The organism is Edaphobacter sp. FHG110511_03 (assembly GCF_059115365.1).
This window is the reverse complement of the sequence record NZ_JBZYWL010000003.1, coordinates 192,751-217,556: the sequence shown is the minus strand read 5'-3', so window position 1 is coordinate 217,556 and position 24,806 is coordinate 192,751. Positions and strand designations below refer to the sequence as shown.

The window sequence follows — 24,806 nt, the reverse complement described above, 5'->3', positions numbered from 1 at the left end:
AATTATGAATCTTCCGGGAAATCGATATCCTCAAAAAACCGGTAATTCTCAAAGCTCGCGGGAGGAGCAAAGAAACATGCGACCTTCATCTCCACATCGGAGAGATTCTGAAGCATATGGATCTTTCCTTTAGGAAATAAGACGGCGCAGCCTGTTTTTACTGGCTCAACCTCGCCGTCTACAAGCACCCGGCCATGGCCTGTCAGAATATAAATCACCTCTTCTCCATTCGGATGCGAGTGAGCGGGCCGAACTTTCTGGCCCGGCGCAACACGAATAATGGCCATAGTGCAGTATTGCGAACCTGTATTCTCGCCCGTTACCACCCAACGTAACTTCCTTCCGGGCACATCCACCTCTTCGATGGTGCTCTCATCCACAATAGGTATCGACACGGGCATCTCTCGCTTTCTAAACTTTCATCAATCTCACGATTGCATCCGCAATCGCGACCGGAGTGAGACCAAAGACTTCTACAAGCTCCTCGTAAGTGGCGGAATGAATAAACTGCTTGTTTCCATCCTTGTCCAGGGTGTTGATCGACGCGATCTGGCTCATCCCTTTCCACTCGGCATTCTCACGATGACGATAAAGCACCTTCAGGCAGTTTTGCCATAGGTAGCCATTGTTTTGCTCGGCAAAGAGGATCGGTAATCCCGTGCGATAAAGCTTCATCAGCAGTTCTTCATCGACCGAAGGCATGTCTACGACCCTCACCGCAATCCCCTTACTAGCACAGACCCCCGCTGCCCCTAGCGCCTCATGAACTCCACGCCCACTGCTGATAAGAATTGCACGATCCGACTCTCCTTCCCGAAGAACATAACCGCGTCCATACTCGAATTCGTAATCATTCCCATACAGAACAGCAGATCCTGTCCGCATTACCCTTAGATAAAGCAGCCCACGATTCCCCTCCATCGTCCACTTCATGATGGAGAGCATTTGTTGCGGGCAGGAGACATCCACGATCTTCAATTGTGCCACTCCATCAAAAGTCGTGGAATCATCGTTACCCATATGCGTCGCACCATTGGTCCGAGTCTCGAAATTCGCAGCGGTAGCCAGAAATGTAATATCTAGGCCGTGGCCCTCGCTTAACCATCCATCCCTGCCTGCGATTGCTTCCAGTCTCTCCTGGTGGCCTACAGCAATGCGTCTCAAGACCTGCCAATTGAAAAAGGGGCAGAAGGTGCTGCACCAGGTGTTGTATCCCAGTGCACCAAACGCTTCGGAGATCAACATCATGTTCGCTTCCGCCACTCCTACGTTCAGAGCGCGAGACTGATCGACTCCCCCTACGCCGGCTTCCAGTCCACTCGTCGATGCAAGATCAGAGTCAATAGAGACCACGCGTCCGTCTTGTGCAAACACCTTCATCGCCGCAGTCACAATCTCAGCCGCGCTATAGCTCTTGCTTCTATCTAGTTTTGGCAGTGTAGACGCATCGTACTGAATCGTCTTGTCACGTTTCGGCACACGCCTTGTCATAACCGGGCCAACGACAGAATCAAGCAAATTGCTGCCAGAGGAACTCTTTGTCGTCAGGTGCATTCTCTCCGCTTCGCTCAGTAAGGATTCTCGTATCGCCTCTCCATCCGACCCGCTGGATAGATCGTCGAGATAAACAAGAAATTCTTTCACTCGTGCAGCTCTCCTCTGCTGCTGCAACGACAACTCCTGTGCGAACAGAGCCTCAGAGACCGTTACCTTGTGTTTATTGAAAAAATCGGAGAAGGCTCCATATCCCTTCTTTGTATTGCAAAGAATTACGGTGGGCCGTCCATTCCGAGTGCCGAAGCGAAACCTGTTCAACGATGCAACCACGCCATCGTATTCAGTCGCATCGACGTTGTAGGTGTTCCACCCGAAAGAACGAAATACCTCTTCAAGAGGTGGCATCGGAAACAGCATTCGATCGTGTATGTCTAATTGCCCATTGTTCCGGTCGACCAGAACGCAGAAGTTATCCAGGTTATGCTGTGCCGCATACATAATGGCTTCCCAGCAGGAGCCTTCCTGCAGCTCTCCATCACCCACCATGCAGTAGGAATCAAATTTTGGATTGCCCTTTCCGGCGATCGCAAAACCTTCTGCCACTCCAATTCCCTGTCCCATTGGTCCAGTCGCGATCTGAACACCCGGCAATATCGGCCCCGGATGACCATTGAGAATACTCTTGTGAGAACGGGAGCCGTGAAGAACCTTCTCGTCAAAATAGCCCAACTCCGCATAAATGGATGCAAGAGCCGCTACGGCATGTCCCTTGCTAAGAGTAAAGAGGTCTTGTCCCCTTCTGGTCGGATCCGTAATATCCAACCGCATAAACCCGCCATAGAAGAGCGATACAAGCGGAACAATTGCGGAGAATGCACCCCCGGCATGAAGTCCCTTATCTACAGCATCACGACTCTGCCCCAGCGTCAGGATTCGAATATCCGAATCCTTGATCGCCAGCAGCTTCAAAAGACCTGCTTGAAATACGGCATCTGAATGCACAGAGAATTCACGACGTTGCGCCTTGGGTTCTGTTGCAGCGAGGGCGGAGACATTCATGCTCTTCATCTCTTTGATTGAAATCAATTTGCACAATATGCAATTTATATTGCGCGATTTGATCGGCAGTATAGGAGGCTGGATGAGCCATCGTCAAGGACAACATTAAAGCAGTTCGTCCTCTCCAGCGGATTGAACGACAGACTTCACAATAAAATTGGATGGTTGAGGAGACAGCAATGCGAATTGCAATTATCGGCGGAACAGGCCACATTGGAAGCTATCTGACCCCTAGGCTCGCAGAAGCTGGCCATTCTGTCCTGTGCATCTGTCGAGGGCTGAAGACCCCTTATCGGCCGCACTCCTCCTGGACGAAGATTCACAACATCGCGCTTGACCGGGATGCGGAAGAGGCGGGCGGCAACTTCGGAGAGAAGATTGCCGCGCTTGATCCCGATGCCGTAATCGATCTGACCTGCTATCGACAAGAGAGCGCAGAGCAGCTTGTGACTTCGCTGAAAGACAGGAACGCGCATCTTCTTCACTGCGGAACTATCTGGGTTCACGGTCACAACAGTGAAGTTCCTACCACAGAGGACGCTCTACGAATCCCCTTCGGGGAATATGGCATAAGGAAGCACAACATCGAGCAATACCTGCTCTCCAAAGCTCGACGGGAATCCTTTCCCGTAACCATCCTTCATCCTGGACATTTAGTTGGAATGGGATGGAACCCGATCAATCCGCAGGGCAACTTCAATTCATCCGTCTTTTCCGACCTTGCACACGGCAAAAGAATTTCCCTTCCAAACCTCGGAATGGAAACAGTTCATCATGTTCATGCTGACGATGTCGCGCAAGCTTTCATACGAGCAATCGTTCGCAGAAATATTGCGGTCGGAGAAAGCTTTCACGTTGTCTCTCCGTCTGCCATAACCCTTCGTCGATTCGCAGAACGCATGTCGACCTGGTTCGGCCGACCGGTAGATCTTGGCTTTCTGCCATGGGAACAATGGAAGCTTACCGTCAGCGACAAGGATGCACAGTCGACCTGGGATCACATCGCGCACTCGCCCAATTGCAGTATTGCCAAAGCGCGCGAATTGCTTGGCTATTCTCCTCGATACACCTCTCTCGAAGCCGTTCAGGAAGCCGTCATCGCCCTGCAAGCAAACAAGGTCGTCGTGCGGCCAGAGATTAGCCCGTAGCGAATTTTCAGAGATGACATCCCGATGGTTGTGATCCGAAGAATCACTGAAGCTCAGTGACGTTCGTTCCAGTGCACCATGGGTAAACCCGGGGCTGGAGCACGAAAATATGGGATATTGGAGGCTCTAAGCGAGCCTATGTACACGGTCTGAAGATCGTGCCCACCAAAGGTAACGCTCGCCATCCACGGAGCGACCCCACGCCCCGTTGCAAATAAAACATCCTGCGTCACCGAGCCGGCAAAAAACTGCTTCTCCAGCGCTTCTACCTTCAGCGGATCTCCCTCATCCAGAAGAACCCGCAAATCACCCTCCGGGGTCAGTACAAACAATTTGTCTGAATAGACACAAGTGCCCCACAGATTGCCAAGACTGTCGAAGGCGATTCCGTCTGGCCAGGCGCCCTTCCCTAAACTCGAGGGCCCGAAAACCTCTCGCTCTCCCAGCGATCCATCGTCCTGGACACGCAACCGGCTGATACAGCCCCCGGTTGTTTCAACGACGTACATGTACTCTTCTTTCGCGTCCATGCGAATCTCATTTGTGAAATGAAATCCATCAGCCACAATATGGAACTTGCCATCGACATATCGAGCGATATAGCCATCAGGAAGATCCGGCTTCAACGCGTGCATCCAGTTCTTGATCCTTGTCGAGATCGTGATCCAGATACGTCCCTTGGAATCACGCAAAACAAAATTTACCTTCCCGATTGCCTCACCGTCGATGCTGTCCGCAAGAACCTTCGATTCTCCGGAACGTGTCATCATTTCGAGCCGGTCAGTTCCGAAATTTGAGATCAGGATGTCGCCATTCGCCGCAAAGGCAAGGCCGTTCGGGAGTGTTCCAGTTAAATAGCGCGTTGCTTCGTTATCGGCATTGGAAAAGTGCGATGAGATCTTCTGCGTGATGATCTCTTGCGTACCATCATGGTGCAATCGAACTACCCCACCGCGGGAATCTGCGGACCATAACGTCCCATCGCTCTCCGCAAGGATGCACTCCGGGCGTTGCAACCCCTCTCCGATGTACTGCATTTTCGACCTGTCGATTTGAAAGTCCAGGATGGGATTTCGCATTCATCTCTCCTTGGCTAAATTTGCATATTACGCAATTTGAATTGCATATTGGCACAAGAACCAAAAAATTGAACCCTGGTTTCCTTAAAACAAGGAAAAGAGTTGCGATCAGAGGGGAAGCTAATCTAGGCGCTTTGTTCCGAAACCTCTTCCGATGCGCTTAAAAGTTGGCCTATTTTTTTTGCGCACTGGATGACCGATTTTGAATGAGCAGGATAATGCTCTTTGAGGAATCGGGAGTCGGGAGCCGAGATACCAATGGATCCGACGATCATCCCGTTATTGAGGCGAATCGGAGCTGCCACACAGCGTATTCCTTCCATATATTCCGCCTCGTCCAACGCATAACCACGTTCACGAATCCCGGCACACTCTTTCGCCAGCGCCGGAACGGTCTTGATTGTGGTCTTCGTGAACTTCTGGAGTGGATCGGAGCCAAAGATCGTCCGCAGCTCCTTCTCCTCAAAATCAGCAAGAAGCGCCTTCCCATGCGCGGTCGCATACAGCGGAACTAGCTCACCTGTTTGCCCCGCAACCACGATCACATGGCGAGCATGGACCGAATCAATGAAAAGCGCATTTCTACCCTCTCGAATCGCAAGGTGTGCGGTCTCATTCAAACCATTCACCAGCGCCTTCAATTCCTGGTGAGCCACACGGACCAACATATTGCCCCAGTCATATTGACGCGAGAGAGTCCACATGGCCGATCCCAGGATGTAGTCCTTGCGTCCAGCAGGTGTGGACAGAAAGCCACGTCGCCGAAGCGTCTGCGCCAGGCGAAAAGCACTGCTTCGATCGACTCCAAGTAATTCCGACAATTCGCCTAGATTCACCGGCTGCTTGGACATTGCCACGGTCTGCAAGATCGTCAGACCGCGATCGAGACTCTGAATGAAGGGTACCTGGGCTACTTTCTTTGGCATGAATCCTGCTGCTTACGTTCGGAATCTGACTCCAATCGATCGCAAATAGTCCCGGCTTTCTTTTGCCAGGGTTGCGGATGGAACTGGAGACGGATCCTTGAAATCGTTATCAAGCTCGACCATTACCATACCACTAATCTTTCGTCCTTCCATCAGATCCAGGATTCCCGGCACATCGACTCGCCCCTGCCCCAGTGGGCAATAACCCAACAGATGGTCATCTTTGCCATTGAAATCTTTAAGGTGCATATGCTGGACCAAAGGCAAAAAATCTTTGACAACCTTGAGAGCGTCCTGGCCGCCCTTCGTCAATTGCCCCACGTCAGGACCAAACTTCAGATACTTCGTATCGACCGCATTCAATACCGCGTAGGTCTCATCGCGCGATTCAATGCAGGTTCCCGTGTGCTGATGCAGCACCGGGGTTAGTCCCTGGTCGGTCACAGTCTTGGCTAAATCATTCAGCATGCCGATTATATTTTCTCTATTCGAGGCAAAGTCGTAGGACGCCCGCGGCACCTGATTCGGGCCAACCACAAAAATGCGGCCCTTTGATCTCTTGATCAGATCACACCAGCGAATCGCCTTTGCGAGTTCGTCTTTCTTTCGGGAAGAATCGGTCAAATTGATCGTGCAATAGCTGGAGATCAGGGGAATACGATTCTTCTCAAGAACCGGAGTTAAGCCGCCTTGATCCTCCGCTTGCGCAAGTACATCTCCAAACGTTTCAAAACCGTAGAACCCCAGCGAGGCAACCGACTGAATAGCCTGATCGACCTCAGTATTTCTCCATGTGATGCCGGTATATCCAATAGGAATGTTCCTCTTCTGAACCATTGCCGCAAAACTTGGCGTGATCGTCAGGGATGTCGCAGCCGATGCAGTCTGAAAAAGGAACGTTCGACGGCTCAAAAAGGGGCTCAAAGATTCACCTCCAGCAATAGAGCTGCATTGGATAGAATGCACACATTGCAATTAGTTTTGCGTACCACGCAATAAATCTGCAACGATGCCATTATGCTTGTCAAGAAAACATCCCCGATCTCTAAGATTTTTTTGGCCACGCTCACAACAACACCAAGCCTTGACGCATTCCCATGCGAAAGATAAGATTTTTTGCGTGTTTGCATTATGCGCAATATAATTCTCGCTTTATGCAATACAAATAAATAGGCTAAACTCCCTGGCCGTCCTGAAGGAGCCGGGGTTTACGTGGAGGTGATTTCTTGGCGGACTATTCCAGCTTTGGCCTCGAAGGGAAGATTGCGATCGTTACCGGCGCCTCTCAAGGCATTGGCCGAGCTATCGCTGCAGGACTTGCGCAGGCAGGCGCTCATCTCGTACTGGCAAAATATCCAGGCCCCCGAATGGAAGAGATAAAAAAACTGCAGCAGGAGATCGAAGGCCTCGGAAGACAGGCTTTGATTGTTCCTACCGACGTAAATAAAGTCGAGGACTGCCGGTCCCTGATGGAGCAGGCCATAGCGAAATTTGGCCGTATCGATATCCTCGTCAACAATGCCAGCTGGACAGGTACCGGAGATGCGCTCGATGTAACGGAAGAAGAGTACGACAAGACCTTTGATGCAACCGTAAAAAGTGTCTTCTTCGCATCGCAGGCGGCAGCACGCGTTATGCTGCCCCAGGGAAGTGGCAGGATCATCCACATCGGGTCGAACTTCGGAGAAGTAGCCTTCAAAAAACGTGCCGTCTACGCTGCCGCGAAGGCCGCGGTTCACCATCTTGCGAAAGCTCTCTCTCTGGAGTGGGCTCACCAGGGAGTTCTCGTAAACACCATCGCGCCATGCATCACTGAAACTGAATCGCGCAAAAATATCCTGGAGCGTCCGGGCTACAAGGAATGGGCCACCCAGGACATGATTCCGCGCGGAAGATGGAATCAGCCAGAAGACCTCGTAGGTGCAGTGTTGTTTCTATCCAGCAGCTTTGCGGACATGATCGTCGGTCACACCCTGATGGTCGATGGCGGTTGGACCATCCACTAATTGCCGTATCGATCAAGCGAATCAATCTCGCTTCAGGAAACGTGTACTTCGCTGAAGAACAAGCTAAAGGACAATCTATGAAGCTGAAGGGCAAAATTGCTGTTGTAACGGGGGCGGGTCAGGGCATCGGGCGAGGAATCGCGGAAGCCTTCGCGAACGAAGGAGCGGACGTCGTCATCAATGATCTTGTAGAAGATGACCGCACCGAAAAAGTAGCGGAAAGCATCCGGGCCAAAGGTCGCCGTGCTGTCGTCATTGCCGGCAACGTCTCCCAGCGTGCGGCCGTCGAGAATCTCTTCGAAGCGGCATGGAACGAATTAGGCCCTGTCGACGTGCTCGTCAATAACGCTGGAATAGAAACCATCATCCCGTTCACCGAGCTCACAGACGAGCAGTGGGAAGAAGTTACCAATACAAACTTGAAAAGTGAGTGGATGTGTTCGCAGGCCCTCTGTAAGCGGCTGATCGCTGAAGGGCGAAAAGGTGCAATCATCAATATAGGGTCCATTCAAGCGGCGCGCGTACTGCCCGGCCGCACTCACTATGCTCCCAGTAAGCTGGCAATTGAAGCGCTTACCCGCAATATCTCGGCGGAAGTTGGAAGCCACGGTATCCGCGTTAACTGTATTCACCCAGGACTGATCGACACCCCGATGATTCGCTGGGTCCTCGAGAGTCCGGAAATCCTTCCCCAAGTCGTAGCCCAGATTTCGCTTGGCCGTCCCGGCCTTCCTTGTGAGATCGGTGCCGTAGCTGCCTTTCTTGCCTCAGAGGAAGCCGCCTATGTGACCGGACAATCGCTCTACGTGGATGGAGGATGGGTCGGCAAATAGCACTTCACCAGGAAAGCCGAGGAGCTCAACTTGAATCAAGCTTCTCGGCTTCAACACTCTCTGACGAACGTCGAGTGTGAATCTATCTCTTCTTTTGTGATTGCTCGGGAACTGCATACGCGTAATAGCCCGTTCGACTGAATCTGCCAAATGCTCGAAGGATCGCGGGGTCAGTTAGAAATAATAAAAAAAAATAATAAAATGCTCAACGTGCAATAAATATTGCGCAATAAGCAATGTAATAGCACTATGGTCCAGCGGCTTGTCGAGTGATTTCAACCGCGTTAGCCTTGGAGGCACCTTAGGCGATGGCCGCACCTTGTCTTCTCGTCAGGAATGGACTCTTTATTGGAATCGCTTATCGGAAAGACGGCCCTCGTCACAGGCGCATCCCGCGGCATAGGCCGTGCTGCCGCGCTCTCTCTCGCCGCCGCAGGCTGCGATGTCGCGGTCAACTATCTCAAATCGGAAAAAGAAGCAGCTTCTGCCTGCCATGCCATTGAAGAGCTGGGACGACGCGCTTATGCCATCCGCGCGGACGTATCACAATTGGTAGACGTGAAACGTCTGATCGAGAAGGCCCAATCCGATCTCGGCACAATCGACATCCTTGTTAATAATGCGGGAATCAATCCTGCTAAACCCTTCCTCGAACTCGACCTGGACGACTGGAATCGCACCATCGAAGCCAACCTCACCTCCGCCTTCCTGGTCTCACAGGCCGTGGTTCCCGGCATGCGCCAGCAAGGCTGGGGTCGTCTGATCTTCCTTTCCTCCGTCGCTGCCCAGACCGGAGGAGTTATCGGTCCCCACTATGCCGCGAGCAAAGCGGGCATGCTGGGGCTTATGCACAGCTACGCCAACCTGCTCGCCAGGGAAGGCGTCACCTCGAACGCCATCGCACCGGCTCTTATCGAAACCGATATGATTCGCAACAACAAGTCCATCCGGCCCGATCTGCTTCCAGTGGGTCGATTCGGCACAATTGAAGAAGTAGCCGATGCAGTCGTTCTTCTGGCACGCAATGGCTACATCACTGGCCAAACCCTTAATCTGAACGGTGGCTGGTACATGAGCTAAGAAAGGCTCTCGAACTCCGCTCTGGATCGCGTCTCAAACCCTGAAAATGACATCCTCTCCTCTCAATTCGGAACCGGTCTCCAACGTCGCCCCCTCGTCCGAAACGGCGACCAGGCTTCAGGCATCGCTTAGAAAGCGATGGATCTATGTACTCCCCGCAGCCTTCATCACCTATAGCCTGGCCTATCTCGATCGTGCCAACTATGGCTTTGGAGCCGCCGCAGGCCTGGCCGAAACGCTCCACATCACCGGTTCGCAGACTTCCCTGCTCGGGGCCCTCTTCTTTCTCGGCTACTTCATCTTTCAGATTCCCGGCGCGAAATTCGCAAGAACCCGTAGCGCCCGCTGGCTCATCTTCGCCGCCCTGATCCTCTGGGGTACACTCGCCGCCCTCACCGGCATCATCCGGCACTTCTGGTTGCTCGCGATCGACCGTTTTCTGCTTGGAATCGCGGAGAGCGTCATCTTCCCGGCGATGTTGCTCCTTCTCACGCGCTGGTTCACCCGCGGAGAACGCTCCCGCGCTAACTCCATCCTGATCCTCGGAAACCCAACCACGGTTCTGTGGATGTCAGCCATCACCGGTTATCTGATCCAGGCAGTCGGCTGGCAGATGACCTTCATCCTCGAAGGTCTACCCTCCGTCGCATGGGCCTTGGCATGGATCTTTCTGGTCCGCGACCGGCCCACGGAAGCTCGTTGGCTCGATGCAGAAGCAGCACAACGTTTAGACCAGCGGCTCGCCCAGGAACAAACTGTCCTCGATCCGGTAGGGTCCGTCCGTCAGGCGCTATTTCGGGGCGATGTTCTCCTGCTCTCTCTTCAATATTTCTGTTGGAGCCTCGGGATCTATGGCTTCGTCCTATGGCTTCCAACCATCGTCAGGCAAGGCAGCTCACTCTCCATGGGCCAGACCGGCCTGCTGTCTGCGATTCCCTACCTCGCAGCGATCATTCTCATGATCGTCGTCTCTTACCTCTCGGATAAAACGCTTCGCCGCGAAGCTCTCGTCTGGCCGTTCCTGCTTCTCTCCGGAATCGGTCTACTCGGCTCCTTCCTCTTCGCAAACAAAAGCTTCCCTGCCGCTTTCGTCTGCCTTGTCATCGCAGGGGGCTGCATGTACGCACCCTACGGCCCATACTTCGCAATCATCCCTGAGCGTCTGCCGCAAAACGTCACCGCCGAAGTCTTGGCTCTCATCAATAGCTGCGGAGCCCTCGGAGGATTCGCCGGAAGCTATCTCGTAGGGCTTTTGCAGGCACTTACCGGAAGCTCACGCCCCGGCTATCTCTTAATGTCCCTCTCGCTGATATGCTCTTCTTTGCTTCTTCTCGCTCTTCCGAAGAAACCTCAACAAAGCGCAATACAAAATGGATAGGAAGCATACCCTGTGAGCACCGTCTCCATCTCCGGCATCCTTGAAACCGACCCCTCTCTCTTCGAGAGCGTAAAAACGCACGCCCGTGGTCCGGAAGGCTCACTTCCCATCACGCCGGAGATGCTTCTCACCCAGCCCTCAGGAAATCTCTTTGGCCTCACCCAGGACGCAGGCATGGGCTGGGAGCCATCTCGGCTCCTCGATCCGGAGTTCCTTATCCTCAGCACGCATGGCGGCCTTCGTGCGCAGGATGGAACTCCCATCGCCCTCGGCTTCCACACCGGGCACTGGGAAGTCGGTCTGCTCGTCGCCGAAGCCGCGCGCGAGTTCCGGAACCTGCACGCCATCCCCTTCGCCGGAGCCTGCACCGATCCCTGCGATGGCCGCACACAGGGCACAGCAGGCATGATGGACTCGCTCCCCTACCGCAACGATGCCGCCGTTGTCCTCTCCCGGCTCATTCGCTCTCTTCCCACTCGCAAAGGCGTCCTCGGCATCGCGACCTGCGACAAGGGATTGCCCGCCATGATGATGGCCCTCGCCGGCTGCGGCCCATTTCCCAGCATCCTCGTCCCAGGCGGCGTCACCTTGCTTGCCGACGAAGGCGAAGACGCGGGCAAAGTTCAGACCATCGGCGCTCGCTACGCAAAAAATCAGATCACCCTCGAATACGCCGCCGAGATGGGCTGCCGCGCCTGCGCCACTCCCGGCGGAGGCTGCCAGTTCCTCGGCACCGCCGCCACCTCGCAGGTCGTCGGCGAAGCACTCGGACTCGCCCTTCCACACTCCGCCCTCGCTCCCTCCGGTCAACCCATCTGGCTCGACAGTGCCGTGCGCTCCGCGCGAGCTATGCTCCGCATGCAGCATCTCGGCATCGGAACAAAGGATGTCATCACCGACGCCGCCATTCGGAACGCCATGGTGCTTCACGCCGCATTCGGCGGCTCGACGAATCTCCTCTTACATGTTCCTGCGATCGCGCACGCCGCTGGTCTGCGCCGCCCAACTGTAGAAGATTGGACCCACGTCAATCGGCAGATCCCACGCCTCGTGGACGCCCTGCCAAACGGACCGAACAACTTCGCCACCGTTCAGGTCTTTCTTGCCGGAGCTGTCCCCGAAGTGATGCTTCACCTCCGCAGCGCGGGTCTGCTCGATACCTCAGTTCGAACCGTCACCGGCGAAACCCTCGATGAAAATCTCAACTGGTGGCAGCAGAGCGACCGACGCAAAGCTCTCAAAGAGAGACTTCTTGCACTCGATGGCGTCCACGCGGAAGAGGTCATCCTCTCTCCCGACCAGGCTCGCAGCCGCGGCCTCACCGCAACCGTCTGCTTCCCCGTTGGAAACCTCGCCCCCGAAGGCTCAGTAATCAAGAGCACGTCGATCGATCCTTCCATCATCGATGACACAAACCAGTATCGCCACGTCGGTCCCGCGCGCGTCTTCATCACCGAAGAAGCCGCAATCGCCGCGATCAAACAAGGCTCCATCGGCAAAGGTGATGTCATCGTCCTCATCTGCGGAGGCCCCGCCGGCGCGGGCATGCAGGAGATCTACCAGATCACCTCCGCTCTCAAGAACCTTCCGACCTGCAAGCACGTCGCCGTGCTCACCGATGCCCGCTTCAGCGGAGTCTCGACCGGCGCCTGCATCGGCCACATCTCTCCCGAAGCTCTCGCAGGCGGTCCCATCGGGCGCGTTCTCGAAGGCGACATCATCGAGATCGTCGTCGACCGCAATGCTCTTCACGGCAGCGTAAACCTTATCGGCGAAGGCAACGAGCAGTTCTCCGCAGAAGAAGGCCATCGCCGTCTCGCCGCACGCCCCCCTCGCAAAGATCTCGCCCCGCATCCCATGCTGCCCTCCCAGACGAGGCTCTGGGCCGCTCTCGTCCAGGCAAGCGGAGGCACATGGGGCGGCTGTGTCTACGACACCGACGCCATCGTCAACCTCCTGCGCCTCGGCGAAGAAGCCAACCGACAACACACACCTACCGGGAAGGAAACAAGATGAAGCTCTACCGCACGACAACTGGCTTTTACGCTGAAGACAACAACAGCTACTATTCCGTCGACGCTCCCGACTGGGACGATCTGATCGCGAGTCCCGATCTGTATGACCGCGTAAAAGCAGCGCTTTCCGGCGAAAAGCTCTCCTCCCTTAACGGTGCCCAGATCCTCGCTCCCGTCGGCAATCAGGAGGTCTGGGCGGCAGGTGTCACCTACTTCCGCAGCCGCGATGCGCGCATCGAAGAGTCCAAAGATGCCGGTGGCGGAACCTTCTACGACCGCGTCTATAACGCCGAACGCCCCGAGCTCTTCTTCAAGGCCACCGGCCGGCGCGTCGTCGGTCCCAACCAGCCCGTCCGCATCCGCTCTGATGCCAAATGGTCCGTGCCCGAGCCCGAACTCACGCTGCTCATCAGCTCCAGCGGAGAGATCACCGGCTACACCATCGGAAACGACATGAGCTCTCGCGATATCGAAGGAGAAAACCCCCTCTATCTCCCCCAGGCCAAGGTCTACGACGGAAGCTGCGCTCTTGGCCCCGCAATTCTCCTCAGCCCCGATCCGCTTCCACGCTCTACCTCAATCCAGCTCCAGGTAGAGCGCACCGGATCCATGGTCTTTTCCGGCGCCACCACTCTCGCCGAGCTCAAGCGCGACCCCAAACTCCTCGCCGCCTATCTCTTCCGCGACAACACCTTTCCTCAAGGAGCCTTCCTCATGACTGGAACAGGAATCGTGCCCGGGGATGACTTCACCCTCTCGAGTGGAGACGTGGTCCGCATCACCATTGATACGATTGGAACGCTGGAAAACACCGTCGCCTGACGATCGGCCCCTCTCACGCGTTCCTACGAGCGCGTGAGAGTGCCATTCACCAGCCGCATAATCCCCAGAGGATTTGCACGCTTCAGTTCCGCCGGAAGCGAAGCATCCGGACAGTCCTGGTAGCAGACCGGTCTCACAAACCGCTGGATCGCTTTCATTCCTACCGAAGTCGTCCGGCTATCCGAGGTCGCAGGATAAGGGCCGCCATGGACCATCGCATGGCACACCTCGACGCCTGTCGGATATCCGTTGAACAGAATGCGTCCCACCTTGGTCTCCAGTACACGAATTAGATCCGCGGCATTCGCGATGTCCTCCTCCGTACCGTGGATCGTCGCCGTAAGGTGGCCATGCAGTCTCTCCGCCGCAGACACCAGCTCATCTTTTTCGCCATACTGGATCAACAAGGTTGTCGGTCCAAAGATTTCTTCTTCAAGAGAAGAGTGCCCGAGAAATTCCTTCAACGTCACCCTGAACAAAGAAGCAGCTCCCGCGGCGATTCCCTCGTCGACAACAGTGTCTACACCGGCAATCTGTTCGGCATTCCCTTTCTTCGCTCGCTCCTTGACTGCCTCCGTGTACTTCGCGGCAATCCCTGGGGTCAGCATTCCCTGCTGCCCTAATCCTTTAACTCCGGTTCGCAGCTGATCGGCAAAGGACTCCATCTCTTCCGCTGGCCCAAACACCAGTCCCGGCTTGGTGCAGAACTGTCCCGACCCCAGCGTGAACGAAGTCTGCAGTCCTTGCGCAAGGGCCTCTCTGCGCTCCTTCATCGCCCCCGGCAAAATAAACAGCGGGTTCGTGCTCCCCATCTCCGCATAACAGGGAATCGGCTCCTCACGTTCCGCCGCTAAACGCATCAAAGCCTTGCCGCCATTTTGCGAACCTGTAAATGCAACTGCCTTGATGCCAGGATGCTTTACCAGCGACACTCCAACATCAATACCGGCATCGAATAGCAGGGAGAAAACTCCCTCCGGCAAGCCACTCTCCTGCACCGCCTTCTGTACCGCTCTTCCCACCAGCTCGCTCGTTCCAGGATGTGCCGGGTGAGCCTTTACAACCACAGGACATCCGGCAGCCAAAGCGGAAGCGGTATCTCCCCCAGCAACAGAGAACGCCAGTGGAAAATTGCTCGCGCCGAACACTGCGACCGGTCCAAGTGCTCTGGACACCGAGCGCACATCCGGCTTCGGCAACGGCTTGCGCGCCGAATCGGCCTCATCGATCCTCGCGTCCGCCCAGGATCCCTCCTCCAGAACTTCCGCAAAGAGCGACAGCTGATTCGTCGTTCTCGCCAGCTCTCCCTGCAGGCGAGGCAAGGGCAAGCCCGTCTCCAGGTGAGCGCGCTCCACAATCGCGGTCCCTTGCTCTGTCAGACCGGCGGCAATTCTGCGAAGAAAAGCGCCTCGTTCTTTACCGGTCATTCCAGAAAAGGCGAAGAACGAAGCGCCGGCCAGCTCCACCGCCTGGTCGATCTGTTGTTCTGTAGCCGAATAAAATCTCGGCTCCATCTTCTGCCCCGTAGCAGGATTGATCCCCTGAAAGGCAGTCTTGCCCGGCGCCACTGCACTATTTCCAACCAGGGAAACTCCCGATAGTGAAATCTCAACTGCTGACATACGTAGGCTCCTTCGCTCTCAATCCACTCGCTCAAATCCAGCACGCTAAGCAATGCATGCATACAGTCAAAGGCGAAACCAGTGTAAATCAGTTGGAAAACACCAGGCACACCACAGCCAGTTCACACTCATTCAGTTTTCCTTTTACAGCTATTTCATGCAAACTCGATGAATGGTGCGCGTTGGTGTCGACGAAAATCTCTCCTCGGAACTGCTGATAGATTTCCCCCCTGAAGCCAAAATCGTTCGTATCCCTCGTCATCCCACAGAAGAACTTGCAATCGATTTCTGGATCCTTCCCTTCGCCCGTCGAGACGCCGCAACCACCTTCGCCCACCTGCGCGAGGTGAAAGTTGTGCAGTCCATGATGGCGGGTGTCGACTGGATCACGCCATGGCTTCCGAAAGACGTCGCCCTCTGCGATGGTCGCGGCATCCATGACATCTCCACTTCGGAGTGGGTCGTCGCCTCCATCATCGCCTCCCTCAAGCGCTTCCCTCTCTATCGTGACCTGCAGAACCGGCACGAATGGGGAGGCCAAGCCTCCGTGCGCGATGGCTTCCTAGGGGAAAGCGGACCTCAGACCGGTCAATATCGGATTATGGGCGAAGACCTCTCCGGTAAGTCGGTGCTGATCGTCGGCTACGGCTCCATCGGTGCCGCAATCGAATCTCGCCTCACCCCTTTCGGAGTGGACATCGTCCGCGTAGCGCGAAGCTCGCGAAACACCCCGCAGGTCTTCCCCGTCTCCGAGCTTCATCAGCTATTGCCGAAGGCAGACATCGTCATCGCAATCGTCCCCTTCACACCCGAGACCCACAAGCTGTTCGGCGATCGCGAGATAAGCCTGATGAAACCCGGCGCTCTCCTTGTGAACGCCGCCCGCGGCCCGGTCGTCGATACGGATGCCTTACTCGCAGCTCTGAATGCTCGAAAGATTCGAGCCGCACTCGACGTCACCGATCCCGAACCACTGCCCGCGGATCATCCCCTCTGGTCAGCTCCCGACTGCTTCATCACTCCTCACGTCGCCGGCTCCACACCGGAGTTCATCCACCGCGCCTTTCGCTTCGGAGTTGCTCAGATTCGCCGCTATCTAGCCGGTGAGCCGCTTGAAAACCTCGTCACCGATGCAGGATATTGAGCAATGGAAAGGCCGCGCCAGAATCTAACGGCGCAGCCTTGTACTTCCAAGCTCTAGGTTGACATCAGACATCCAGCATCACTGGAAAATCACTACATACGGCGACCGCGAGGCATACGGGGAAGATCCTCATCGTACTCGCTTTCATCTTTTTCCTCGTCGTCTTCCTCATCGTCGTCTTCGTAGTAGCCTTCGTCCTCGTCCTCCTCCTCCTCATCATCCTCGTCGTCATCTTCGTCGTCGTCTTCTAGATCCTCGTCGTCATCCTCATCGTCGGAATCATCTTCCTCTTCTTCGTCGTCGTCGTCGTCCTCGTCATCCTCTTCGTCGTCATCCTCGTCATAGTCCTCGTCGTCGTCATCGTCCACGCTACGCGTTGCGGTGAAGACTTCCTCGAAAGGAAACGGTTCAAAGAGGGCAAAGGTGCTCGGGTCAATGGGGCGAAGTGACTGAATGACTTGGATCGTGATGGGCTCTATGGCCATGAACATATTCTCCTGTTCGCACTATTGTATTGGGGTAGGATGCACGGAATTGCAAAAGGTGAGTGTGAAAATAGTGATTTTTCTGACTCACTCCGGCGAAGAAATTTAGAAGGTCTTCCCACATCGCTCCCTTACCTCGCAATAGATTCATCTCACCCCCAATCGGTTAGCGGCTTGACCGATCATCGACCGCATTTTTACATCGACCGTATTTTTCTCCCGAGCCTCCCCAATTCCCCAACCTGTAGCAAAACGGGTCACGTGCCTCAATCCGAGTCATTTTGACGAAGAAATAAGGGTACTCGGAGGCCCATGGTGATTCACACAATCTATAGATTCGGAATCGCCGGCCTCGTCGTCGCATTGCTCGCACTTTCCGCCCCTGCACAGGAGCCCGGCCTCCCTCCCCAGACCGTTGAGGACGCCCTGCATCAGATGTCCGATCTCGCCGGAGTCATCTTCGTAGGCGAGGTCATCGCCATCCGCCATCGCCCCGGGCAACAGGGTGCCTCAGGCATCGTAGAAATCGACTTCCGCATCGATCAGGCAGTGCGCGGTTGCACCCCTGGCAACACCTACACCCTGCGCGAATGGGCGGGTCTGTGGGAAGGTGGAGACGAGCGCTATCGTCCCGGCCAGCGGCTTCTCATGATGCTGCACGCGCCCGGCACCACTGGTCTTACGTCTCCCGTAGGACGCATGAACGGCGCAATGCCTGTTCATCCAGAGACAACGTCTTCCCTGGCTACAGCGGCAACAGAATCCGCACCGCTCACAGTGGATCTCCGATGGGTAACAACACGCCTCCTGCACCGGGTCCCCTATTCCTCGCCTCCCCCGATGGCTCAGGGGTTGGTTACCGCAGAAGCCCAGGACTCTCTTACGGATACACCCGATCCTCCGCGGCAAATTCCCGTCTCTGACATCGTTGGGATGCTTCGTTCCTGGCAACAGGCCGCTCCATGATCCTCACCAAAAGGGTGCGGAAATCGCTGATCGCGCTCCTCTGTATCTTTACTTTCCCCGCAATCGTTCATGCAAGTGGACCCAGATGGGTCACCGGGCAGCCGTACTACTATCCCGAGGGTCTTTCCATTGTCTGGTACACCGCAAGTCCGCGGTACTTCACCGATCCCGGAGATCTCAGTCCTTATGTCAGCCATGCTGCCGCCGACGCCCTCGTCAACGCCGCAGCAAGCGTCTGGACCGTTCCCACGGCGAACTTCAACCTTCTGTATGGAGGCGCGCTGGCAGAACATGCAAGCCTCGCAAACGTTTATCCGACCACGACCGGCATCGTCTTTCCCAGCGATGTCCAGAGCGCAAATTATCTCAACAAGCAGATTGCGATCCTTTACGACTCCGACGGATCCATCACTGACCTGATGCTCGGCAGCGGAGCCAGCTCCCCCTCAAGCTGCCGACAGAATGCGGTTACCGAGAGTGTGGACTCCATCTCGACCTCCGGCAAGATCCAGCACGCAATTCTCGTCCTCAACGGGCGCTGCACCGGGCCAGCTGGTCTCAGACCAACGATAACGTCTTTACCGGCAATCCACGTCCCACCATTCAGCAGGCATTGCACTGGCCCGTCATGCACCCCATCGACGTGATCTGCGGTCCTTATACGTACCAGTGCATGCCCCAGCCGTTTACTCTCCGCGATGATGACGTCTCCGGCCTGGGCCAGCTCTATCCTGTCGGATCCATCGCTCCGTCAGTCCCCGGAAAGACCGATACGCTCGCTCGCGCCAACCGTGTCTATGGCACTATTACATTTCCTAACGGGCAGGGCATGCAGGGAGTGAATGTTGTCATTCATCGGCTCGAACCCTCCTGGAACACTCCAGAGGCATGGGAGTCCACCTCCGCCGTATCCGGTGCCTCCTTTCGTCGCCGCAGCGCGACACCTATCAATAAAAGCGTCGCCTCATCACCATCCGCCAATATGGGATCTCCCAAGCCCACCCTGGAGGGAGCCTACGATATCTTTCGCACGCCTCTCTACGACTGGGAGCCCTGGCAAAATCTCGTCGTTTCGACGCAGCCCATCAATCCTCTTTATATCGGGGCCTATGCCGTAGGCCCATACGACTCCAACTCCGTCGCCCCCTCCGGGTCGGTCACGACAAACACCTACTACGTCAGCTCTCCCTATTCGCAGGCAAGGGTCGACTTCAACATCTCCGACGCTGCCCGTGGCTGCCAGACAAATCAGGATGGAATCGAAGCCGCACCAGCCGCACTCTCCTCTACCGGCTGGTGGACCGGAAACCTATGCAGCTACGGCCACACCGCGTGGTCCACCTTGTCCATCAAGCCCGGTCGTAGCTTCGCCGTCGAAGTGACCGCTCAGGACGAAGACTCTCTTGCCACCACAGTCAAAAGCCTGCCCGTAATCGGCATATGGAACGCAGGCGACGCGATGGGAACTCTGCCTTCCGTTGCTTCCACCCCTGAAGCCTTCAACGCATCGGTCACCGGCATGACCTCGCTCTCTAGCCAGGCATCCTCTCAGTCGCAACAACTCCGGATCGCCATCATGGACCAGCGCGGCGATGGCCGTCCCGACTTCGCCTACCAGGCTCGCGTACTCTACGCCGACTCCATCAGTCCCACTACCGTCCCGGCAAAGGGGGGTTCCATCACCATCTCCGGCATGGGCTTCCGCCCAGGCAACACGGTGTCGATCCATGGGTTCCCCGCGACCGTCTCAGGCTGGACCTCAAACACCTTGACCGTAATCGCCCCTGCCCTGCACGCCAGCGACGCCACTACGGCCGACGTGACGATCCGCGATCTTGCTACCGGCGGGACCACCACCATGATCGCTGCACTCCAATATGACGCGCCTCAGCCTGAGCTCACATTGCTCTCCGCCCCCTCAGGCACCGTCTTCGCCCAGATGCAGGCGCCTCTCCCCTTCACGGTAAAAGCTCTCTCCGCTGACGGGGTCACACCTCTTCCCAATACCGTCGTCACTCTCACCGCATCCGGACAGGTTCGCTTCGAGGCTTGCGGGCGCACAAGCTGCACGCTGTCCACTGACGCTTCAGGCATCGTCACCTCCGCCGTCACACCGCTTGCATCCGGCTCCATCACACTCTCGGCATCCAGCAGCGTCGGTAATATTAAGGCCAGCTTCAACGCAATCCCTTGCATACAGACCATTACCGCTCTCAACCCTCAGCTCTACCTCGCGCAGAAGGCCGTCATCTCCTGGACCCCACAGGCGTCGCTCGCCGACAATGCAGCCACTACTCTGGGAGTTCCTGTCCAGTGGACGGCACTCTCGGGTCCAATCGCCTTCAATCCCACCCGCTCCTTCGCAGATGCGCAATCCATCGCTCAAACCACCGCCACCGCCGGTCCCCTCGGCAGGAATACGCAGGCCACTGCGGCGGCATGTGCCTGGACCTCGATATGCGCCACCTTCACCGTCAACGGCGTCAACGATGCTGACCTGCGCCTCGCCATCGTCAGCGGGGCCAACCAATCCATCCGCACCGCTGCCTTTGCTCCTGTCACTATCCTCGTAACCGACTCCGCCGGTCATCCCGTCTCCGGAGCATCGGTGACCATTCACCAGACCCTCCAACCATGGTCGAATCCATGTCTCCCGCAAGGCCGCTGTCCCATCGCACCTACCTATGAATCCTCGACGTCCACCCTGATCTCCGGACTCGATGGGACCGTTTCGCTGGCGCCGCTGGAGACTGTAGATTTCCCGGAAATCACCCGAATCGCAGTAGTTGCCGGTACAGAGGGCTTCCTTGCCTTCCGTCTTCAGAAGCACTTCTAAGCCCTCAATCCAGCGTCATATACACACCTTCATGCATCAAATAAGAGAGAACAAAGAGAGCGCAGACAAGCTCAAAGGAGCCAGAGACAATGGCGACTGGCAATAGCACTGTACGCAAGCGAGTAGTCGTAATCGGGGGTGGCTTCGCCGGCATCAACGCAGCGATCGGCCTTGCAAAGCTCCCCGTCGATATCACTCTTGTCGACCGTAAGAACCATCACACGTTTCAGCCCCTTCTCTACCAGGTCGCCCTGGCTGTACTTTCGCCGGCTGAAATCGCGCAACCCATCCGATCCATCCTCCGCGACCACCAGAACATCGAGGTCCTCATGGACGAGGCCGTCGGCTTCGATCTTACCCGGCGATACGTCCAGCTCAAGACCGGAGCCCTGATCGAGTACGACTACCTGATCATCGCCACCGGATCCACCCATTCCTACTTCGGCCGTGACGACTGGGCAAAGCTCGCCCCCGGCCTCAAAGTGATCGAAGACGCTACTGAGATCCGCCGTCGCGTTCTGCTTGCCTTTGAGCTTGCCGAGCGCCAGATGCAGGAGGCCGGAACCCACCCCCCTCTCAACTTCGTCATCGTCGGCGGGGGCCCTACCGGGGTCGAGCTGGCCGGAGCGATCAGCGACATCGCCCGGCTCTACATGGCCCGTGATTTCCGTCACATCGACCCGGCTTCGGCTCATGTTCTGATTCTTGAAGGGTCGCCGTCTATCCTGGCCGCGTATTCTCCCAAACTTCAGAAGAAGGCCGTAGAGCAACTCGCCGCCCTTGGGGTCAGCATCCGCACCAACGCCCATGTCTCCGATATCCAGCCCGGCTACGTGATGGTCGGCGACGAGCGCATCGACTCGACCGTCACCCTCTGGGCGGCTGGAGTCCAGGCCTCCCCACTCGGCAAGATGCTGGGCGTCCCACTGGATCGCCGTGGCTGCGTCATCGTCGACCAGTTTCTCAACCCTCCCGGTCACCCAGAGATCTTCATCTGCGGAGACCTTGCCCACGTGGAAGAGAACGGGAAACAAGTCCCGGGAGTCGCTCAGCCCGCCATGCAAATGGGGGTCTATTCCGCGAAACGCATTGCACGCCTCGTCGCCCGCGATATGGGCAGCGACGGGACCGGGCTCAACGAACCCTTCCACTACTTTGACAAGGGCGACATGGCCACGATCGGGCGCAAGGCGGCTGTCGCCAACATCAAGTGGCCTTTCGTCGGGCAGTGGAGCGGCTTCCCTGCCTGGGTCGTCTGGCTCGTCATCCACATCTTCTTCCTCATCGGGTTCCGGAACCGACTTGCAGTCTTCCGGCAGTGGTTCTGGACTTATCTCACTTTCCAGGACGGAGCCCGCCTCATCACCGGCTCTCAGGAGCTTCCTGGGTGGGACACCGAGTACGGCAGGAAAGATCACCTCCCCGCCACCGACCCCGTCGATATGGCCCTTCCCAAAACCTAGGGCCCGCCAACGCAGTAGGGCTCGAGCCCTACTGCGTTGGCGGTTTGGTAGGCATCACCACATCATCGGTCGTCGGCAGATGATAGGTCTCTTCCAACTCTTGCCTGTACACGCTCATCGGTGGCAGAAGGGCCTTTGCGCGCCGCTCATCCAGGTCGGACGGATCCTCCACCGCAAGCATCGCCATCTTTCCGTTGATGAACTTGAACTGCGTGCCATTGAGCTGCGGCTTCCCCTCTGCCACAAGTTCCTTATCTACCACCAGCGCCAGCATCGAGCCGTCAATCCTGTCCTCGGCGGCCAGTGTCTGCAACTCGGGTAAAAGTTTCCTCTGCCACGCGTGGTCCGCCGTGTGCGTCAAGATAAGCATCGCGCCATTCGACGCCTCGAACCCCACCAGCGAGATCACCGGCCAGCCGCTCTTCGCCACAATCTGCTTCAGTTCTTCGGTCAGACGGCTGTCCGTTGCAGAGAGCGCCGTAACCATCGCTTTAGTCATGTTCGAAGTTCGTTGCCCACGCATAAACCCTCGCGCCGTCTGATCCTCATCGCGCATCCGCAACAGCTCTCGCTGAAGGGCAACGTCCGTCCCCGCCCCATTCTTTTTCACCAGGGCATCCTGCCGATTCTTCACTTCCATCTCCCACGCAGCGGGCTTTTTGTTACTGGCCGGACCCTGCATGGCGGATAGCTCACTGGACGAGAACACAAAAAGGCAGACAACGACACCACAAAATAAAGACAAACGACGGGGCATCCCCTCATTCTATGGGTATCTCTCAACCATGGAAGCCGCATATCCCACATCCATTTTGAAATGGCGCCAACACTTGCTGGAACCGTTCTTTCGACCGAAGCCACTCACAGCTGTATCGTGAGGCGCGAAGCGGAGAAATCCGCTTCTCTACCCGAACTCCACGCTTCCTCGGCACATCACGAACCCCAATCCCCACGCCCCTTCCACCCATTTTTCCGCTCCAGAATCTTGACTTGTCCTGCTACGCTTAAATCAGGGAATTAAGAAACCCGGCCACCGGCCGGGCTTTTCTTTTTACCCCGTGCGATTGGAGGTCCGGACCTAAGGCATTCCTTTCGAATACTTTGCGCAAAAAAAAGATAGGGAGGGGTACCCCACGAACCATCAGCTCGTACAACAGGCCACGCCATCGTTGCCGCCACATCTTCGTCGACGGACGCGGTTGCGGCTCCGTCTCGCTCCGCAACGAACGAAAAGGGGCTTGCTTCAGCCCTTGGGGCAGGTTACACAGATTGAAACAGGGTAGAGACGCCTCAGGCCGTGAAACTCGACCCGCATCCGCAGCTCTTGGTTGAGTTCGGATTGATGAAGTTGAACCCCTGCCGCATCAGGGTCTCCTCGAAGTCCAACACCATTCCGGCCAGATAGAGAAAGCTCTTCGGATCGACAAAGATGCGAACTGCGCCGCCGCCCGTAGAATCCCCCGGGGTTTCCACGCCTGCACCGAAGAGAAACACGCGATCCCGCTCCCGCGGCTGCGAATCGAAGCGAATCGAATAGCTCAGTCCCGAGCAGCCGCCCCCCATGACGCCCAGGCGCAGGCCACCCTGCTCCGGCGAGACGCCCTCCTTGGCCATGGCGACGCGGATGCGCTTCAAGGCATTCTTCGTGATCTCGACCGAAGCCTTCGCCCGGGGCTGCTGCCCCTCAGCCGTCAGCAGCGTCATCCCCGCAAGGGGATCCTTCGGATGCTCGGCCACAGCGGCCGTTGCGTCCTGCGAAGTCGTCGGCTGAATCGAAACCATGGACATGAAGAAACCTTCTTTCGCGTCCCTTTGAATTGAAGGAACGCAGGGCTGAACCGCTCTTCGAAAGCCCTACTCTACTGATGATGGAAATGCACCCCGCGATTCGGCGCGAAATCATCGCTCGATGCGGGGTGCCATGTTCTTGTAAAAACGCCAGACCTTAGTGCGCCGCGACTGCTACTGCCTCTGTCTCGCCGACGCTGTTCTTCTTCTTCCAGTCACCGATTGCGGCGCGGATTGCGTCCTCGGCCAGCACCGAGCAGTGAATCTTGACGGGGGGAAGCGCTAGTTCCTTGACGATGTCCGTATTCGAGATTGCCATCGCCTCGGCCACGGTCTTGCCCTTCACCCATTCCGTCGCGAGGGAGCTTGAAGCGATCGCCGAACCGCAACCGAAGGTCTTGAACTTGGCATCTTCGATCACCTGGGTCTCGGGATTTACCTTGATCTGCAGGCGCATAACGTCGCCACACTCCGGCGCACCAACCAGGCCGGTACCGACCTCTGGAGCACCCTTGTCCAGCGTGCCTACGTTCCGGGGGTTGTTGTAATGGTCTACGACCTTGTCGCTATATGCCATGGGATAGTCCTCACTGTCTTAGATGATAACTCTTATTGTTTTGGTTCGCCAGGATGGCTTGTTTTTCCTAAATACCACATAT

Annotated in this window: 22 protein-coding genes; 12 read left to right on the top strand and 10 right to left on the bottom strand. The window is 56.4% G+C overall.

All coding sequences use genetic code 11. The features are described from left to right. Positions 1 to 2: 2 nt before the first annotated feature. The gene (locus AC5S26_RS14285; RefSeq protein WP_494185582.1) at positions 3 to 401 is read right to left on the bottom strand and encodes a cupin domain-containing protein; all 399 of its coding nucleotides are present in this window, start codon (positions 399 to 401) and stop codon (positions 3 to 5) included. 10 nt (positions 402 to 411) lie between these two features. Further along, the gene (locus tag AC5S26_RS14280) at positions 412 to 2,556 is read right to left on the bottom strand and encodes a thiamine pyrophosphate-binding protein (RefSeq protein WP_494185581.1); all 2,145 of its coding nucleotides are present in this window, start codon (positions 2,554 to 2,556) and stop codon (positions 412 to 414) included. Positions 2,557 to 2,735: 179 nt separating this feature from the next. Here AC5S26_RS14280 and AC5S26_RS14275 point away from each other — a divergent pair, with 179 nt between their 5' ends. Beyond that, the gene (locus AC5S26_RS14275) at positions 2,736 to 3,704 is read left to right on the top strand and encodes an NAD-dependent epimerase/dehydratase family protein (protein WP_494185580.1); all 969 of its coding nucleotides are present in this window, start codon (positions 2,736 to 2,738) and stop codon (positions 3,702 to 3,704) included. Between the two features lie 53 nt (positions 3,705 to 3,757). Here AC5S26_RS14275 and AC5S26_RS14270 read toward each other — a convergent pair whose 3' ends face one another. The 3 genes from AC5S26_RS14270 to AC5S26_RS14260 all read right to left on the bottom strand — a co-directional run bounded on the left by AC5S26_RS14270 (position 3,758) and on the right by AC5S26_RS14260 (position 6,621). Then, positions 3,758 to 4,783: an SMP-30/gluconolactonase/LRE family protein gene (locus tag AC5S26_RS14270; RefSeq protein ID WP_494185579.1), complete on the bottom strand. Its 1,026-nt coding sequence runs from the start codon at positions 4,781 to 4,783 to the stop codon at positions 3,758 to 3,760. 125 nt (positions 4,784 to 4,908) lie between these two features. After that, positions 4,909 to 5,709 carry an IclR family transcriptional regulator gene (locus tag AC5S26_RS14265; protein WP_494185578.1) on the bottom strand — a complete coding sequence of 267 codons (801 nt, stop codon included), beginning with the start codon at positions 5,707 to 5,709 and terminating at the stop codon, positions 4,909 to 4,911. A gap of 12 nt (positions 5,710 to 5,721) precedes the next feature. Beyond that, positions 5,722 to 6,621 carry a sugar phosphate isomerase/epimerase family protein gene (locus AC5S26_RS14260; protein ID WP_494185577.1) on the bottom strand — a complete coding sequence of 300 codons (900 nt, stop codon included), beginning with the start codon at positions 6,619 to 6,621 and terminating at the stop codon, positions 5,722 to 5,724. A gap of 314 nt (positions 6,622 to 6,935) precedes the next feature. Here AC5S26_RS14260 and AC5S26_RS14255 point away from each other — a divergent pair, with 314 nt between their 5' ends. From AC5S26_RS14255 to AC5S26_RS14230, 6 genes are all read left to right on the top strand, one after another. Then, positions 6,936 to 7,715: an SDR family NAD(P)-dependent oxidoreductase gene (locus AC5S26_RS14255; protein ID WP_494185576.1), complete on the top strand. Its 780-nt coding sequence runs from the start codon at positions 6,936 to 6,938 to the stop codon at positions 7,713 to 7,715. Positions 7,716 to 7,792: 77 nt separating this feature from the next. After that, positions 7,793 to 8,548: an SDR family NAD(P)-dependent oxidoreductase gene (locus AC5S26_RS14250; RefSeq protein WP_494185575.1), complete on the top strand. Its 756-nt coding sequence runs from the start codon at positions 7,793 to 7,795 to the stop codon at positions 8,546 to 8,548. 348 nt (positions 8,549 to 8,896) lie between these two features. Then, a complete protein-coding gene (locus AC5S26_RS14245) occupies positions 8,897 to 9,628 on the top strand; it encodes a 3-oxoacyl-ACP reductase family protein (RefSeq protein ID WP_494185574.1) in 732 nt (243 codons plus the stop codon). A 46-nt stretch (positions 9,629 to 9,674) separates the two neighbouring features. Then, positions 9,675 to 11,006 (top strand): MFS transporter, encoded by a 1,332-nt coding sequence (locus AC5S26_RS14240; RefSeq protein ID WP_494185573.1) that lies wholly within the window; start codon positions 9,675 to 9,677, stop codon positions 11,004 to 11,006. Positions 11,007 to 11,018: 12 nt separating this feature from the next. Continuing rightward, on the top strand, positions 11,019 to 13,022 hold the full coding sequence (locus AC5S26_RS14235; RefSeq protein ID WP_494185572.1) for a YjhG/YagF family D-xylonate dehydratase: 2,004 nt from the start codon (positions 11,019 to 11,021) through the stop codon (positions 13,020 to 13,022). After that, the gene (locus AC5S26_RS14230; RefSeq protein ID WP_494185571.1) at positions 13,019 to 13,843 is read left to right on the top strand and encodes a fumarylacetoacetate hydrolase family protein; all 825 of its coding nucleotides are present in this window, start codon (positions 13,019 to 13,021) and stop codon (positions 13,841 to 13,843) included. The genes AC5S26_RS14235 and AC5S26_RS14230 overlap by 4 nt, the downstream gene beginning before the upstream one ends. Positions 13,844 to 13,866: 23 nt before the next feature. On the opposite strand, the gene AC5S26_RS14225 is transcribed toward AC5S26_RS14230, so the two are convergent. Further along, positions 13,867 to 15,465 (bottom strand): aldehyde dehydrogenase (NADP(+)), encoded by a 1,599-nt coding sequence (locus AC5S26_RS14225; RefSeq protein ID WP_494185570.1) that lies wholly within the window; start codon positions 15,463 to 15,465, stop codon positions 13,867 to 13,869. A gap of 172 nt (positions 15,466 to 15,637) precedes the next feature. On the opposite strand from AC5S26_RS14225, the gene AC5S26_RS14220 reads away from it, so the two are divergent. After that, on the top strand, positions 15,638 to 16,609 hold the full coding sequence (locus AC5S26_RS14220; RefSeq protein WP_494185569.1) for a 2-hydroxyacid dehydrogenase: 972 nt from the start codon (positions 15,638 to 15,640) through the stop codon (positions 16,607 to 16,609). 92 nt (positions 16,610 to 16,701) lie between these two features. On the opposite strand, the gene AC5S26_RS14215 is transcribed toward AC5S26_RS14220, so the two are convergent. After that, on the bottom strand, positions 16,702 to 17,094 hold the full coding sequence (locus AC5S26_RS14215; protein ID WP_494185568.1) for a hypothetical protein: 393 nt from the start codon (positions 17,092 to 17,094) through the stop codon (positions 16,702 to 16,704). Positions 17,095 to 17,406: 312 nt separating this feature from the next. Here AC5S26_RS14215 and AC5S26_RS14210 point away from each other — a divergent pair, with 312 nt between their 5' ends. The 4 genes from AC5S26_RS14210 (at position 17,407) to AC5S26_RS14195 (ending at position 22,359) form a co-directional block, all read left to right on the top strand. Continuing rightward, positions 17,407 to 18,060 carry a hypothetical protein gene (locus AC5S26_RS14210; protein ID WP_494185567.1) on the top strand — a complete coding sequence of 218 codons (654 nt, stop codon included), beginning with the start codon at positions 17,407 to 17,409 and terminating at the stop codon, positions 18,058 to 18,060. Beyond that, positions 18,057 to 18,707: a hypothetical protein gene (locus tag AC5S26_RS14205; protein ID WP_494185566.1), complete on the top strand. Its 651-nt coding sequence runs from the start codon at positions 18,057 to 18,059 to the stop codon at positions 18,705 to 18,707. Before AC5S26_RS14210 ends, AC5S26_RS14205 begins: the two co-directional genes overlap by 4 nt. Continuing rightward, positions 18,674 to 20,896, top strand: coding sequence for an IPT/TIG domain-containing protein (locus AC5S26_RS14200; protein ID WP_494185565.1), 2,223 nt, complete (start codon positions 18,674 to 18,676; stop codon positions 20,894 to 20,896). Before AC5S26_RS14205 ends, AC5S26_RS14200 begins: the two co-directional genes overlap by 34 nt. A gap of 89 nt (positions 20,897 to 20,985) precedes the next feature. Further along, complete coding sequence (locus AC5S26_RS14195) at positions 20,986 to 22,359, top strand: NAD(P)/FAD-dependent oxidoreductase (RefSeq protein ID WP_494185564.1); 1,374 nt, start codon at positions 20,986 to 20,988, stop codon at positions 22,357 to 22,359. Between the two features lie 28 nt (positions 22,360 to 22,387). Here AC5S26_RS14195 and AC5S26_RS14190 read toward each other — a convergent pair whose 3' ends face one another. The 3 genes from AC5S26_RS14190 to iscU all read right to left on the bottom strand — a co-directional run bounded on the left by AC5S26_RS14190 (position 22,388) and on the right by iscU (position 24,724). After that, a complete protein-coding gene (locus AC5S26_RS14190) occupies positions 22,388 to 22,999 on the bottom strand; it encodes a DUF6624 domain-containing protein (RefSeq protein ID WP_494186117.1) in 612 nt (203 codons plus the stop codon). A 650-nt stretch (positions 23,000 to 23,649) separates the two neighbouring features. Further along, a complete protein-coding gene (locus AC5S26_RS14185; protein ID WP_494185563.1) occupies positions 23,650 to 24,147 on the bottom strand; it encodes a HesB/IscA family protein in 498 nt (165 codons plus the stop codon). 157 nt (positions 24,148 to 24,304) lie between these two features. Further along, a complete protein-coding gene (iscU, locus tag AC5S26_RS14180; RefSeq protein ID WP_494185562.1) occupies positions 24,305 to 24,724 on the bottom strand; it encodes a Fe-S cluster assembly scaffold IscU in 420 nt (139 codons plus the stop codon). Positions 24,725 to 24,806: the final 82 nt, after the last annotated feature.

What these genes read in the sequence shown, in the direction of transcription:
- AC5S26_RS14210 (WP_494185567.1), top strand. Translation starts at nt 17,407, where the DNA reads ATGGTGATTCACACAATCTATAGATTCGGAATCGCCGGCCTCGTCGTC.
- AC5S26_RS14250 (WP_494185575.1), top strand. Translation starts at nt 7,793, where the DNA reads ATGAAGCTGAAGGGCAAAATTGCTGTTGTAACGGGGGCGGGTCAGGGC.
- iscU (WP_494185562.1), bottom strand. Translation starts at nt 24,724, where the DNA reads ATGGCATATAGCGACAAGGTCGTAGACCATTACAACAACCCCCGGAAC.
- AC5S26_RS14215 (WP_494185568.1), bottom strand. Translation starts at nt 17,094, where the DNA reads ATGGCCATAGAGCCCATCACGATCCAAGTCATTCAGTCACTTCGCCCC.
- AC5S26_RS14225 (WP_494185570.1), bottom strand. Translation starts at nt 15,465, where the DNA reads ATGTCAGCAGTTGAGATTTCACTATCGGGAGTTTCCCTGGTTGGAAAT.
- AC5S26_RS14275 (WP_494185580.1), top strand. Translation starts at nt 2,736, where the DNA reads ATGCGAATTGCAATTATCGGCGGAACAGGCCACATTGGAAGCTATCTG.
- AC5S26_RS14190 (WP_494186117.1), bottom strand. Translation starts at nt 22,999, where the DNA reads ATGGAAGTGAAGAATCGGCAGGATGCCCTGGTGAAAAAGAATGGGGCG.
- AC5S26_RS14195 (WP_494185564.1), top strand. Translation starts at nt 20,986, where the DNA reads ATGGCGACTGGCAATAGCACTGTACGCAAGCGAGTAGTCGTAATCGGG.
- AC5S26_RS14280 (WP_494185581.1), bottom strand. Translation starts at nt 2,556, where the DNA reads ATGAATGTCTCCGCCCTCGCTGCAACAGAACCCAAGGCGCAACGTCGT.
- AC5S26_RS14230 (WP_494185571.1), top strand. Translation starts at nt 13,019, where the DNA reads ATGAAGCTCTACCGCACGACAACTGGCTTTTACGCTGAAGACAACAAC.
- AC5S26_RS14265 (WP_494185578.1), bottom strand. Translation starts at nt 5,709, where the DNA reads ATGCCAAAGAAAGTAGCCCAGGTACCCTTCATTCAGAGTCTCGATCGC.
- AC5S26_RS14285 (WP_494185582.1), bottom strand. Translation starts at nt 401, where the DNA reads ATGCCCGTGTCGATACCTATTGTGGATGAGAGCACCATCGAAGAGGTG.
- AC5S26_RS14205 (WP_494185566.1), top strand. Translation starts at nt 18,057, where the DNA reads ATGATCCTCACCAAAAGGGTGCGGAAATCGCTGATCGCGCTCCTCTGT.
- AC5S26_RS14240 (WP_494185573.1), top strand. Translation starts at nt 9,675, where the DNA reads ATGACATCCTCTCCTCTCAATTCGGAACCGGTCTCCAACGTCGCCCCC.
- AC5S26_RS14185 (WP_494185563.1), bottom strand. Translation starts at nt 24,147, where the DNA reads ATGTCCATGGTTTCGATTCAGCCGACGACTTCGCAGGACGCAACGGCC.
- AC5S26_RS14270 (WP_494185579.1), bottom strand. Translation starts at nt 4,783, where the DNA reads ATGCGAAATCCCATCCTGGACTTTCAAATCGACAGGTCGAAAATGCAG.
- AC5S26_RS14220 (WP_494185569.1), top strand. Translation starts at nt 15,638, where the DNA reads ATGGTGCGCGTTGGTGTCGACGAAAATCTCTCCTCGGAACTGCTGATA.